Source organism: Paenibacillus hemerocallicola, from assembly GCF_006265175.1.
GTDB classification, from domain to species: Bacteria; Bacillota; Bacilli; order Paenibacillales; family NBRC-103111; genus Paenibacillus_AB; species Paenibacillus_AB hemerocallicola.
The window spans coordinates 16,158-30,069 of sequence record NZ_VDCQ01000039.1; the positions used below are offsets into that span (position 1 = coordinate 16,158).

The window sequence follows — 13,912 nt, forward strand, 5'->3', positions numbered from 1 at the left end:
ATTAAAACCTTTAGTTCAACTTATATAGAACATAGATTGAGACATCGGGCGGAAGGGTCATGCTATGGAAAAGTCGGAAAGAGCGAGCCGCAAAACGTTCCAGCTCAGGCTCGAAGCGATGGTGGAGGCGATTCGCGGCGATATTGCAAGCGGCTCGTTAAAGAAGGGGGACTTCCTTCCTTCGGAGAAGGTATATGCCGGTTCGTATCGATTAAGCAACAACACGGTGCGCAAAGGACTCGACGAGCTGGTGGCCGAAGGGCTGATCGAGAAAGTGCCGAGAGTCGGCAACAAAGTCGTCGGCCGCGAGTCTGAGCGGATGACCGTTCTGAGATTCGGCTGCCACGTATCGCTGCTTCAGGAAGCGGCGATGAAGACGCTGGTGGCCGAATTTCACAAGCGGAATCCGGATATCCGCATCGAGCTGATCGCCATGTCGCCGGAATTGAATTCGTATTCTTCGGTAAAGAAGCGGATCGACGAAGCGTCGTTGGACGTCTTTACGATGAACTATAACGGCTTCGACAGCTTCAGGGAAAACGAAGGATTCGGGCAGTTGGAGTCGTTCGAGTCCGATTCGCGCATTTACCCGTTCTTGAACGAGGCGTTTACGCACGACGGGCGGCTAAAGCTGATGCCTCTCGTATTCACTCCTCTCATCTTGTGCTACAACAAAGATCATTTTCGGGAAACGGGCTTGATGGAGCCGGACAGCGGCTGGCGCTGGGATACTTTGTTCGAGGCGGCGGACCGGCTGACCGTGGAGCGGGAGCGATTCGGCTTTTATTTCCATTTTCCGTCCAGCAACCGCTGGCCGGTGTTGTTCATGCAAAGCGGCCTTCGTTTCGAACGCAACGGAGACGGCGGATTCGTCGCGGACGAACGGAAATTGAAAGAGGCGTTGATGGCGTGCCGGACAATCTATTTGCGGAACCGGTTCCCGATGTTTTTGTCGGAGGAGGACAGCGACGCCGAGGAACTGTTCTTCAATGGGAAAGTCTCGATGATTTTGACCACCTATCTGGGACTGAACCGTCACGAACGCCGGGCGGAGTTCGAGTACGATATTGCCCCGCTGCCGTATCTGAACGAGCCGAAAACGCTGCTCATGCCGGTCGGGCTGGCGATAAGCGCCCATGGCCGAGAGAAGGAGAGCGCACGACGGTTCGTCGATTATCTCGTCTCCCACGAGGCGCAGATGCTCATTCGCCGGAAGACGTTGAGCATACCGAGCGAGAAGCCCGCCGCGGAGTGGACCGGAGAGGAGAGCATGTACCGTCCGTACCGGTTCCACATGTACCGTGAAATTATTCCCAGCTTTCGGTCGTTCCGGGAATTGAACATGCCCGTGGCACGGCTCGGATCGTTGTACAAGGAAGCGAAGCTGTACTGGTCCGGACTGGAGACGGAGGAGGAGGCCGTTCGGAGGCTGGCGCAGCTTCTGGCCGCTCCCGCCAAGCCATAGGCAACGGCCGAATCGCCAATATGCCGACCGTTCGTTTATATGCGGATCGTTGGAAAAAGCGACATTGCGACGATAATGCAACGAAAATGCGATATACAGCCGTTCCGGGGCCGGTTACATTTGATGTAGCCGGCCAAAGTCCGTTTGCGGGACGATAAGGACAGCCGCACTGGAGGAGAAGCCAGGCAAAGACGTTCGAGGAAAGGAGGAAAAAGAAGTCGCGAACCGTCCCGGGTTGTTGTACGATAAGGACAAATGAATCCGGGCGAACGACAGCCCGAGGGGGCTTTAAGGATGAGAAGAAAAAGGCTGATTGCTACCGCTGCAATCGTGGTCGGCATAAACTTGATTTTGTGCGGCTGCGAGAAGGAGTCGGACGCCGCCCTTGCCGGGTCCCCGCCCGCGCCGGACGACAGGCCTGCGCTCCGGATCGCGACCATCGACAATTACTTCGCCGCCAATAGCTACAAGGACGATTTGCCCGTATGGCGGGAGGTCGAGAAGCGGACCGGCGTCAAAATCGTCTGGGAAGTGCTTCCCAGGGAACAGTTTGGAGACGGGATGAGGCTGAGACTGTCGAAGGACACGGATTTGCCGGACATTTTCTATATTCCGGACAACGATCCCGTGAAATTGGCGGGCAAGGGGACGATCCTCCCTCTGGACGAGCTGATCTCTGCGAATGCTCCCAACATAGCAGGCTTTTTGCGGGAGCATCCGGACATCGACAAGAAGCTCCGGTTGGCGGACGGCAAACTGTATGCGCTTGCATCCGTGGTGACCGGCGTCGCCTACACCGATCCGTACGGGCTGATGCTCCGCAAAGATTGGCTCGATCGGCTCGGGCTTCGGGAACCGGCCACTTTGGACGAATGGTATGCCGTTTTGAAAGCGTTTAAGGAAAACGACCCGAACGGAAACGGGCTGCGGGACGAAATTCCGCTGCTGCCGGACATCGGCCTGAAAGGGTTGAAATTGTTCGGAAGCGCCGTCGGCGGACATTTTTTTTACAGCGACGGCTTTTATCCGGATGCCGGTGGCAACGTGAAGTACGAATGGCTCTCGCCGGAAGCGAAGGAGCTGGTGGAGTGGTGGCGCAAATTGTATAGCGAAGGGTTGCTGGCGTCCGATTTTTTGACGAAAACCGCGGATTCGTTTCTGTCCGAGGTGGCGGGGGGCCGCGTTGGCGCGCTTAACGGCTTCCTGAATTTGCGTCCGAAATACGAGTCGGGCAATCGCCAAGCCGGCGATTCGCGAGCCGAGTGGGTCATGACCGTACCGCCCGGAGGCGCGGGACGCAGCGGATTTTATGAAATATACGGGCCTGTCAGCTCGTGGTTCGGCATATCCCGGAGCAGTCCGAATCCGGAGCTGGCGATTCGTTGGCTCGATTTCATCTATGCAAGCGAGGAGGGCAGCCGGCTGGTCAATTTCGGAGTCGAAGGGTTGAGCTACACGATGGCGGACGGCAGACCGCAGTTTACCGAATATGCGGCCCGCAATCCCGACGGACTGGACTTGACCCGGCTGCTGCGATCGCTCGGGGCGATGCCGACGCTGCCGTGGATTCGCGCGGATAAAGGTCCGTTGTCGCTCCAGCCGCAGGCGATGCTCGACTCCGATCCGGTCGGGGCGGCGCAGGCCGCCAAAGTAAGGCCCTATTTGATCGGCGCAATTCAACTGGCGCTCCCCACTCCCGAGGAGAAGGATACGGAAGAGCTGTACGGCGCTCCGCTTCGCGCCTATGTCGAGACGACCTTGGCCCGCTACATTACCGGAGCGGAGGAGATCGACTGGGACCGGTTCGGCCGCACCGTCGCTTCGCTCGGACTGGATCGCGTACTGCAGGCGAAGCAGCGGCAGTATGATCGCTATAGAGGCGCTCCGTCTCCCTAAAGAGGCGATACGGCCGATGCGTGGACGATTTACCCTCGGCCGTTCATATGCTGCAGCGCCGTCCGGCGGTATTCTCCCGGCGTTACTCCGCATATTTTCTTGAACATGCGGATAAACGAATTGACGTTCCGATAGCCGATTTCCGCGGCCACTTCGCCTATGCGGATGTCCTCCCCGGAGCTGAGCAGGTCCTTGGCTTTGCTCATCCGGAGCGCGTTCAAATAGTCGGTGAAGGTCATGCCGGTTTTGTCCCGGAAATAGGTGGACAAATAACTGCGCGACATTTGCAGCTGGTCGGCGACCGTCTCCAGCGAAAGATCTTCGCGATAATGGGTGACGATATAGTCCAGCACGAAGTCTTTGACCGGATCCTGGCGCGCTTTTTTCTCCCGGACCAGCATGCAGACGTCCTCGATCATAAGAGTCAGCAGCCGCTCCAGCTGGCCGATCCCGGTGCACTTCCCGATATGGTCGGAGGGCGTGTGCCGTTCCATAAACGGCTTCGCATCCAATTGATAGAAGAGCAGCGATTTCTCGATTTTCGCCACGATTTCTTGGGCGAACAAAGCGAACCGATGGGCGCTGGCGTCCTTCTCCTCGAGACGGCGCATGCATTTGCCGAGCAGCTCCAGGGCGCGGTCCCTTTCCCCGGCCTGCAGTTGGATCGAAAGCTCCCGGTCGTCCGCGGGCACGATGAGCAGATCGGGTGCCGATGCAGAGAGCTTCGTGACGATCTGCGTTTCCGCGACCAGACGCCGCTCCAGGAGCATGGCGCACGCTTCCTCATAGGCGGAGGCGAGCTCGCCCGGCCGGCACGACTGCGGATGTACGGCTATCGTCAGAAGGAAAAGCTCTTTATCCCGGCCAGCTACTTCCTTAAGACGGTCCAATGCGGTCAAGATGCCGGCGGAGGAAGCTTCGCCGCTCAATAGGGAAAGCACTTGGTCGTGTTCCACCTGCAGCGTGGTCGATTCGGCAAAGCTTTCGCCGAGCTGCAGGGCGATCAGCTCGCGGATATAGTAGGACGCCTTCTCGCGTTCCGCGGCGGGCAGCCCGTCGAAGCGGTCCGTGAACGCGAGCCGGAACAAGATCAGCCGGAACGGTTTATCGGTATCGATCAGCTCGTTCAGGCTTTGCTGGTGCATCTTCTTCACCTTGCTCAAGTAGCCGTACGATTTGAGCAGGTCGTTCTTGTGATCGAGGTCGGTACGGATTTCCCGCTCGGAGCGCACGATGGCGTCTATTTTGTCGCTGATCCAATCCAGCTCGCGAATGTTGCTCCTCGATAATTGCGGAGAGCCGGGCTTCTGGAAGCCGGAAATCATTTTGCGGATCGGACGGTTGAATTTGAAGCTGAGCGCGACCGATAACACGAAGCCGATAAGGAGCGCACTCCCCAGCACGGAAGCGAGCACGGCGTTTAATCGCGATACTTGGGCGGTTATATTGGAGATCGGCACGATATTGACATAAGTGAAGCCGGTGTCGGCGCCTTTTCTGTAAAACAAATAGTTGTCGTCGATCTTCGCGTGGCCTTCTCCGGATTGGAAAGATAACGCCAGCATGTCGGTGTCCCATAGAGCTCCGTTTTGGAACAAAGGCTTTCCGTTCCGGTCCAGAATAAGAAAATGGTCGTTCGGGGCGACATGGAATCGATCGAACAGCAATCCCGCGTCGAGAAACGAAAGGATCGCATACGGTCCGGCTTTAACCGCTATCGGGAACAGCGTTCCTTTGTCGGAGACGCCGTTGACGGGCACATCGGAATAAAATCGGGCCGCCGGGTAGAAGCGGAAGGCGGAGGCGTTGTTCGACAGCTCCCGTGCCCAGAAGTCCGCATCGTAACGAGCGCTGGCGTATTGCTTGAAGAAAAGCTCCGATATGCCGCCGGTTCCGTTTTTCTCGAGAAAGTAGGGGCGGTCCGGAGCGTAGATCACGATGTTGTTCAGAAATAATAGCGGATTGCCGGTCAAGGTCCGAATTTGCTCTATCGTCTGGGCGGCGACGGTGTAGTCGTAAGCATCCGCGCTTTTGCCCAAGGCCGTGACGGGCCGGCTCATGCCGAGCTGCATCAGATTGAACTCGATCAGGTTGAAATGCTTCTCGTAGCTGTCGACCGATTTGGCCAAGCCCAGCATATTGTAGCTGACGATATCTTGATGGACGTTCGTTTTGAAGAAGGCAAACGAAAACAGATTGAAGGAGAGCAGCAGGACGATCAGCAGCAGGAAGGAAGAAAGCAGTCTGACAAATAAGGAATTCCACCTAATCGACAACGGAAGGCAGCGGTTCATCATGATCGTTTCCTCCTAAATGGTTTCAAGCGATGCAGTAATCGATTTCCATTCCATTTTATTATAGGGTCGCGCGTTTTGCCGGTCAACGGCGGAATTGGGCCGGCCCGAAATTATTCGACGACAAACGATAAGGGGTGCCAGCAATGAACAGCAAACTGTGGAAGACGGCGATCGGCTGTCTGGTAGGAGCAAGTCTGATGACGGCCTGTGGCGGCAATACGGGCAACGAAGGCCAAGCGAGCGGAGGCAAAGAGACGGCGAAAGCGCCTGCCGGAGAACAGGCAAGCAAAGAGCCGGTGGAGCTCGTCATCCAGGATCAGGGCGGGGCGTCCGAGGAAGTATTCAATCAATCGTACGGCTCCTTCATCAGGAAAAAATTTCCGAACTATACGATCAAATATATTCAATCGACGAAAGGCACGACGCTGCAAGACCTCATCGTGGCCGGGCAGCATGTGGACATTATCATCGCGGGCATTAACGGCATGCCGGACCCGTTGTTCGGACTGGATATGAAGTTCGACATGACGGAGCTTGCCAAGAAGCACGGCGTCGATCTGGCCAAGTTCGATTCCACGCTGATCGACGGGATCAAGACGATGGGCGACGGGAATTTGTATTTTTTGCCGGTGACCAATTTGGTGCAAGTGATGTTTTACAACAAAGGCATCTTCGACAAGTTCGGCGTTCCGTATCCGAAGGACGGCATGACATGGGACGAAACGGGCGAGCTGAACCGGAAGATGACCCGCAGCGAAGGCGGCGTATCGTACATGGGGTATTCGGCGTCGCCGGCGCACATTCTCAACATGAATCAGTACTCGATACCGCTGTACGATCCGAAGACGAAGAAGCCTATGCTGTCGGACGAACGGTGGGGCAAGGCTTTCGAGACGTATTTCCTGAACAATGCGACTGCGGGCTACAAGGAATGGGCGACGGCGAAGAAAAAGCTGCCGTATTATACGGAGATGACAGCCTCGCAGGAGCTGGCGATGATGGTGTTCAACTCGCAGTTTCCGTTCGACGGTCCTCAGTACGTGAAGGACATCAATTGGGACCTTGTCTCGCTGCCCGTGCTCAAAGACAAGCCGAAGCTCGGATCGCAGGCGAATCCGAAAACGTTCGCGATCACGAAGACGGCGAAAAACAAAGATGCCGCGATGGAAGTGATCAAGTATATGACGTCGGCCGAAATGCAGCTGGATTTCTCCAAGCAAGGCTATATGACCGTCCTGAACGACGACGGCATCAAGAAGGCGATCGGCTCGGAGAGCCAGCACAAAGGGAAAAACTGGAGCGCCGTCTATTACAACAACTTCGCCCCGATGGCGTACAAGAGCATTTACGACACGAAAATATTGTCGTTTCTGACGCCGAACGTGCTGAAGGTCGTAACGGGCGAAACGGATTTGAACAGCGCGATCCGCAGCGCGCAGGAGCAGGCGGAGAAATATTTGGAGAGCGAAATGAAGAAGTAAGCGAAGGGTGGCCCGGATATGAAGCGAAATATGCTCTAGACAACGACAATAGCGATAACGTCATAAGGTGAGCCGCGTTCATGCTACCGGGAGGGGATACGATGAAAGCAGCCGATTTGGAACATTACAAGCTGGACATCTACGATGTGAAGGATCAACTGAAGCGGCATATTTACGACCGATCGGCGGAAGCTATCGCCGCGGGAGACCGGGCCAGGGACGAGATAACGGACGTCGGGCAGCTGGAGCGGCGCAAAAGCTTGATGAGGAGCGAGTTTATCAAATCGCTTGGCGGTCTTCCGCCGAGCGATACCCCGCTCCATCCGCAAATTACCAGCATTTTGCGGGGCGACGGCTATACGATCGAGAAGGTGATGTTCGAGTCGCGGCCGAACCATTGGGTGACGGCGAACTTGTACATGCCCGATGGCATTTCCGCCCCGACGGCCGCGGTGCTGCACTTGTGCGGGCACAACCCGCTGGCCAAGCATGCCGACCTGTATCAGACCGTCTCGCAGCACCTTGTCCGCGCAGGGTTGATCGTGCTTACGACGGACCCGATCGGTCAAGGGGAGCGGCTAAGCTATTACGATCGCGACACGGCGAAAACCGATGTCGCCGCCTCCACGCGGGAGCACGAATACGCCGGCAGGCAAAGCTTGCCGCTCGGCGACAATATTGCCCGCTACTTTGTCCACGATGCGCTGCGCGCGGTCGATTATTTATGCTCCCGCCCGGAAGTCGATCCGGCGAAAATCGGCGTAACCGGCTGTTCCGGCGGAGGGACGCAGACTGGCATGATGATGCTGTGCGATCCCCGCATCGCCGCCGCCGCGCCGGCCGCCTTCATCATGAACCGGGAGTCGTACATGCATGCGGGCCAAGCGCAGGATGCGGAGCAAATATGGCCGGGGCTGACGAAGATCGGCTTCGATCACGAAGACATACTGATGGCGATGGCTCCGCGTCCTACGCTCGTATTGGCGGCCGAATACGATTTCTTCCCGATCGAAGGAACTCGCAGAACGGTAGAGAGAACGAAACGGTTCTGGGACATGTACGGCGGAGGAGCTCGTCTGGAATATTTCGAAGACGCGTGCGTACACGGTTATTCGCCTCCGATGGCGAAAGCGGCGGCCGTCTTTTTCAGCAGGCATCTGCTGGGCAAACTGCCCGACTGCTCGTGGGAGGGCATACAGCCGATCGCGCCGGAGCTGCTATGGTGCACGGCCAGCGGACAAGTGCGGGGCGACCGGGACGATGCGAGCGCGGTATACGAGGCGAACTGCGATCGGCTCGCCCGACTGGACGAAGCTGCATCCGAAGTGCCGGATTCGGCAAGAAAAGAGCGGGCGCTCGCTTGGCTGCGAGACCGGGTATACGACGGGCGCAAGCCGTGCCGCCTTAATCCGCGCCGGATTGCACTCGGCAAGCTGGGCGATGCTTTAACGGTTGAAAGCGTATTATGGTGGAGCCAGACGTCGCTGTTCAATCACGGTTTTATGTTCCGCTCGAGCGGAAGCGAGAGTAGCGAGTCGCCGGTCACGATCGCTCTTTGGGCGCGCGGCACTGCAAGCATCGAGCCGCATCTCGGCTGGATTCGCGAAACGTGCGGCACCGGTCGGGCCGTATTCGTCATAGACGTAACCGGCGACGGTGCGGTTGAGCCGAACAGCGTTACGACCAACGGCATGCACGATTTTTTCGGTACGCTTCATAAGTTTGCGGCCGATCTGTTTTGGCTCGACGACAGCCTGGCTGCGCTGCGAACGTTCGACGTCGTGCGAGCTCTCGATATCGTCGAATGGCTGAGCCGCGGAACGAACGGCGATATTCGGCTGTATACGGACGGGCGATTCGGCTTGTACGGACAATTGGCGGGACTATTGGATGACCGGCTGAAGCAAGTCGACGTTGTAAACGGCATCGGCAGCATCGCGGAGCTGGTACGCTCGCGCCATTACGAAACGTTGGATAGCGAAGGCATCATGATGCCCGGCATGCTGCGATATTTCGATTTGCCGGATTTACTTCGTTGGTATTAGAAATAGAGTTCGGAGGGATGCGAAATTGAGAAAAGCCGCGCGTGTCGCTATCTTAATATCGGTATTCCTCCTGTCATGCATCGGAGGCGCGATCGTATTGAAGGAACGAGAAAGCAACGGGTATTTGGTGTATAAAGGGGAGCCCAGGGCGGTCCTCGTCCGGCAGAACGGCGCGATCGGCAAAGAAGCTACGGACGAGCTGCGCGCCCGGATTCGCAAATCGACGGGAGCCGATCTGCCCATAGTCGACGCGGAGCGGCTGGAAAGCCTTCATTTGCCCGAATCGCATGTGCTTATCCTGATCGGACCCGGTCCGATGACGGAGGCGCTGGGCATTCGGGGAAGCGACCTGGAGAAGGAGGCTTACCGTGTCGCCGCGATCGGCAACCGGCTCGTACTGACGGGAGCGAGCAACGACGCCATTTTGTACGCGGTCAGCTACTTTCTCGACGAATACGTCGGTGTCCGCTATTTGTGGCCGGGCGAGCTCGGTACGTATGTTCCCAAGCGGGACACGATCGCGCTGCCCGTCGTCGACGCGACCCGACGGCCCGAGGCGGAGCAGCGGCGATTGAGGGCAACCGATACGAGGCCCGAGGTGGAGCGCTGGATGGGCGTCCATATGATGGGGAGCCGCAGCCGGTTTGCCTTCGGACACGCGTTCACGGGCTGGTACGACAAATACGGCAAGGAGCACCCGGACTATTTCGCCCAGCCGCCGGCCGGTCAGCAGCAGGTTCGATCCGACCGGGTCAAGCTGGACTTGAGCAACGAAGCGGTAGACGAGGCGATCATACGCGAATGGCAAGCGGCGGGTGCGCCGGACAATTGGAACGTCTCCCCCAATGACGGGAGCGGCTTCTGCGTCAGCGCCGGCTGTCTCGCGATGGATGAGCCGGCCGGGCAATCGATTGACGCGATCTGGGGAGCCGAGGGGAACTTGACCGCGCGTTACGTCAAGTTCTGGAACCGATTGCTGGCGAAGATGCGCGCCGTAAACCCGGAGGTGACCCTCTCGACCTATGCGTACAGCTCCTACAAGGAGCCCCCTCCTTCCCATCTCAAGCTGAAGGCGGGCATGGTGATCGGTTTCGTCCACACCTTCCAGGCATACGAGCAATGGCAAGGCTGGTACGATACCGGGGCGAAGCTGTTTCTGCGGCCGAACTGGTGGCATTCGGGGGCGATCGCTCCGAACTTGATGCTGCATGCGACCGGCGATTATTTCAAGTTTGCCCAGCGGAACGGCATGATCGGATTCGACTTCGACAGCATTATGGGATACTGGGGGACGCAAGGACTCAATTATTACTTGATAGCTCGCCTCTCCGTGCGTCCGGAGCTTTCCGTGGACGACGTCATAGCCGAATACGCCTCCGCGTTCGGCAAAGCGGGACCGGTCATCCGGGACTATATCCGGTATTGGGAAAGCTTCTCCGAGGAAACGGCCTACAACGTATCCGCGGGCAACGGTGTATCGATCGACCCGAACGGCCGGTTCGAAACAACAGTCAGGCAATACGGCCTCCCCGGCTCGCCATTGAACAGCGGATGGTACACGCTTCCGTATTTGTATACGGATCAAGTGCTGAACGAGGCTTATGCCATTCTCGACCGGGCGGACCGGGCTGCGGCGAACGGGGAAGACGACGCGAGGGAGCGCATCGCCTTTTTGCGCGATGGGTTGCGCCATCTGGAGCTGACCCGCGAGGTTGTCCGGTATGGCTACGAGAAGTCGCGTCCGGCCGGAGCGACGGCGGAGCAATTTCAAAGCATGAGCGAAGAGCTCGACCGATACCGGAAACAGATTTCCGAGAGGCATGTCATTTGGTACGACGCGTTGAAGGCATCCGAGAAGCAGAGAAGTATTCCGACCGAACGGAGCCGTACGACAGGCTGGGACAAAGGCGTGCCGGGAGGTCCGAGCGGCGCGGAGCTGGACGAGGCTTTCCGGGGCTTGTGAGCGTGATGTGACAATTGGAAGCCGATCATACCGCAATGACAAAAAAGCTTCGATTCCGAAGCCTGGGCTGTTGAGAAAGTCAAAAAATGAGAACGGTACCGTCTGTAAGGGGTTGGGGAAATGTAGGTAAAGCGGAGCGTCTGACTTTAAAATCGGGTTGTAACCGCTAATTATCATCCAAAATAACTCGATTTTAACGGAAGTGTAGTGCATTCCCCTACCCTTACCCCTACCCCCTTGCCTTCCTCGCTTCCTCTTTTTGTATACTTTCTCAACAACCTGAGCCGCGATTTACGCGGCTTTTTTTCTACGACAATATAATCCACTTACAACCTGGAGGCGTTTTGATGGACATGACATGACATGATATTGTCCGTGAATAGAGGAACTACATTCCGTTAGGGTCCCGAATTTCGTGACTCGCTTGAAGATAACGGAACAGGCTTCCTCTATATCGAGCTTTCGGGGTGAAAAGATTCGTGAAGAGCGGAATAGCGGAACGGTTTTCCTTTATTTTGCAATCAACACGAGGGCTTTGGTCAATAGCACACGCCGGTTCCGCTATTTGTTGGACTTCGCACCGCTCAGCTCCCAGCGCGCTGTGTTTCGCTGCATGACGTCGGTCTGTCTACCGCATGCGGCGCGCTCCCGCAAGTCGCCGCCCGCAGAGGCAGCGAGCTTTCACCGAAAATGCTCTATACCCCTTATCCACACCTGAACGCGAGTGCCGACGTAGTTTTTTTGCAATATATAGAACTTGCAAGGTTCGGGCTCCCCGCAAAACACCCGGATAAGCATCGGAGCAAAAGCCCCGCTTTGTGGGGTTGTTTTGCGTTCCGCCGACCCCGCCCTTTTGCTCATTTTCTACCGCTTTAGCATTTTCTACATGCGGGAAATCCGTTGTGCAGCAACGTTTTACGGGGATCGGGGTGGAAAAGGAAGAGAAATGCAACCGAAGTGAAAACGCTTTATTTACGAAGGGGGAACGGCTTTCTATACTAGGGTCTGAGCACGGAACTGACATGGCAAACGATATACAAGGAGGAAAAAGAAATGGGTCAAAGGAAGGTCAAATCGATATTGTTATCGCTTACCGTGTTGTCGGTAGTCGCAGCCGGATGCGGCGGAGGGTCGGGCGACGGCAAAAGCGGCAGCGCGGGAACGAACGGCACCCCGGAAGGAACGAAGGCGCCGGCGGCAGCCAACTATGGAGATACGGGAGGGCTCAAGCTGCCGCTCGTAGACAAGCCGACGACGCTTACGTGGATGCTGGTCAGCGACAACCCGAACCTGGGCGATTCGATGGTCGTGAAGGAAATCGAGAAACGGACCGGGATCAAGCTGGAGATCCAGGCGTACTCGTCGCAGACGTATAAAGATAAAATGAAGGTCGTCGTGGCCTCGGGCAAGCTTCCGGACATTTTCCACGGCTTGTCGATCCCGGAAATCAACAAAATGGGTGCACAAGGCGCGTTGACTCCGATCAATTCTTATTTGAACGAGCTTCCGAACTTCAAGAAGCTGTATGTCGACAATGCGGAAAACAACTGGGTGATGAAATCGTGGTCGGATGACAAAAACAATTTGTATTCGTGGCCGATCTACGGCTTGAACCGCGACGTCAATCACGGCTTCCTGTACCGGAAAGACATCTTCGACAAGCACGGCATCAAGGAATGGACGAATACGGACGAATTCTACGCGGCGCTCAAAAAGCTGAAGGAAGCTTACCCGCAGTCGTATCCGTACGCCTCCAAGACGAAGGAAAACATTTTCAAGGATTGGGCTTACGGATGGGGTATCGGCGGAGCGGACTACCCGGCTTACTACGACGAGAAGGCAAAAACCTGGAAGCAGGTCTACACGTCGGCCGAATACAAAGCCCAGCTCGATTTCATGAAAAAGCTGTACGAAGAAGGTTTGCTGGACCCCGAATTCATTACCGATACGGACGCCTCCTGGACGGCGAAAATGACGACGAACAACAAATCGTTCGTTACGTTCGATTGGATCGGCCGACTCGATTCGTTCGCCAGCCAAGTGAAGTCGCAGACGCCGGACTACAATCTGCGTTACGCCAACCCGGTCGGGCCTACCGGCAACATCCGTACGCTTCCGAAAATTTCCAACTTCGGCACCGTCGTGCCTAACGGCAAAAACAAGGAAATCGCCCTCAAGCTGCTCGATTACTTGACCAGCCCGTCCGGCTCCTCGCTCGTTACGATGGGCATCGAAGGGGAAACGTACAAGTTGGAGAACGGCAAGCCGGTTTACCCCGAGCTGAAGGACGTGGCGACCGTGGATATCAAGGCGCTGGAAACGAAATACGGCATGTGGCTGGAAGGCATGTATCTCCGTCCCGACAAGCGTAGCGTATACTTCAGCTATACGGAGAAAGAAAAGGAAGCCCAAGACAAAATCAACGGCGCGAAAAAATATGAGCCGGCCGATCCGATTTTGAAATTTACGGACGACGAGACGAAGACGATCGCCGATCTGAGAACCGCGCTCGATAAAGCCGCGAACGAATTTGCCACGAAATATGTGATGAAAAAAGAATTCGGTCAGGCGCAATGGACCGAATGGGTGCAAAACGCAGAGAAGCTGGGCGCGAGCAAATTTATCGACGCTTATAACGCGGCGCAAAAACGGTTCGACCAGCAAAAGTAAAAGATAGCCATATCGTTTCGGTACTCGGCACCCGGGCGGAAAACTCCCGGGTGTCCCGCATCGAAACCGAAGTGCGCTTTATTGAGATAGGAGGT

The 13,912-nt window shown here is 56.5% G+C and carries 7 protein-coding genes; 6 read left to right on the plus strand and 1 reads right to left on the minus strand.

Features of this window, described 5'->3' with window-relative positions; translation table 11 throughout:
* The first annotated feature begins 64 nt into the window (after nt 1-64).
* A complete protein-coding gene (locus FE784_RS24080) occupies nt 65-1,465 on the plus strand; it encodes an extracellular solute-binding protein (protein WP_139604811.1) in 1,401 nt (466 codons plus the stop codon).
* Between the two features lie 294 nt (nt 1,466-1,759).
* Complete coding sequence (locus FE784_RS24085) at nt 1,760-3,361, plus strand: extracellular solute-binding protein (RefSeq protein WP_176706475.1); 1,602 nt, start codon at nt 1,760-1,762, stop codon at nt 3,359-3,361.
* Between the two features lie 29 nt (nt 3,362-3,390).
* Here the strand turns inward: FE784_RS24085 and FE784_RS24090 are convergent, their stop codons facing one another.
* Nucleotides 3,391-5,658 (minus strand): helix-turn-helix transcriptional regulator, encoded by a 2,268-nt coding sequence (locus tag FE784_RS24090; protein WP_139604813.1) that lies wholly within the window; start codon nt 5,656-5,658, stop codon nt 3,391-3,393.
* A 143-nt stretch (nt 5,659-5,801) separates the two neighbouring features.
* On the opposite strand from FE784_RS24090, the gene FE784_RS24095 reads away from it, so the two are divergent.
* From FE784_RS24095 to FE784_RS24110, 4 genes are all read left to right on the plus strand, one after another.
* Nucleotides 5,802-7,139: an ABC transporter substrate-binding protein gene (locus FE784_RS24095; protein ID WP_139604814.1), complete on the plus strand. Its 1,338-nt coding sequence runs from the start codon at nt 5,802-5,804 to the stop codon at nt 7,137-7,139.
* Between the two features lie 101 nt (nt 7,140-7,240).
* On the plus strand, nt 7,241-9,184 hold the full coding sequence (locus FE784_RS24100; RefSeq protein ID WP_176706476.1) for an alpha/beta hydrolase family protein: 1,944 nt from the start codon (nt 7,241-7,243) through the stop codon (nt 9,182-9,184).
* 97 nt (nt 9,185-9,281) lie between these two features.
* Nucleotides 9,282-11,147, plus strand: a complete 1,866-nt coding sequence (locus FE784_RS24105; protein ID WP_139604816.1) for a DUF4838 domain-containing protein — start codon at nt 9,282-9,284, stop codon at nt 11,145-11,147.
* A 1,053-nt stretch (nt 11,148-12,200) separates the two neighbouring features.
* Nucleotides 12,201-13,817 (plus strand): extracellular solute-binding protein, encoded by a 1,617-nt coding sequence (locus FE784_RS24110; protein WP_139604817.1) that lies wholly within the window; start codon nt 12,201-12,203, stop codon nt 13,815-13,817.
* The last annotated feature ends 95 nt before the right edge of the window (nt 13,818-13,912 follow it).

Bases quoted from the DNA above. Each gene is read 5' to 3' on its own strand.
- FE784_RS24095 (WP_139604814.1), top strand. From the start codon at position 5,802: ATGAACAGCAAACTGTGGAAGACGGCGATCGGCTGTCTGGTAGGAGCA.
- FE784_RS24080 (WP_139604811.1), top strand. From the start codon at position 65: ATGGAAAAGTCGGAAAGAGCGAGCCGCAAAACGTTCCAGCTCAGGCTC.
- FE784_RS24090 (WP_139604813.1), bottom strand. From the start codon at position 5,658: ATGATGAACCGCTGCCTTCCGTTGTCGATTAGGTGGAATTCCTTATTT.
- FE784_RS24100 (WP_176706476.1), top strand. From the start codon at position 7,241: ATGAAAGCAGCCGATTTGGAACATTACAAGCTGGACATCTACGATGTG.
- FE784_RS24085 (WP_176706475.1), top strand. From the start codon at position 1,760: ATGAGAAGAAAAAGGCTGATTGCTACCGCTGCAATCGTGGTCGGCATA.
- FE784_RS24110 (WP_139604817.1), top strand. From the start codon at position 12,201: ATGGGTCAAAGGAAGGTCAAATCGATATTGTTATCGCTTACCGTGTTG.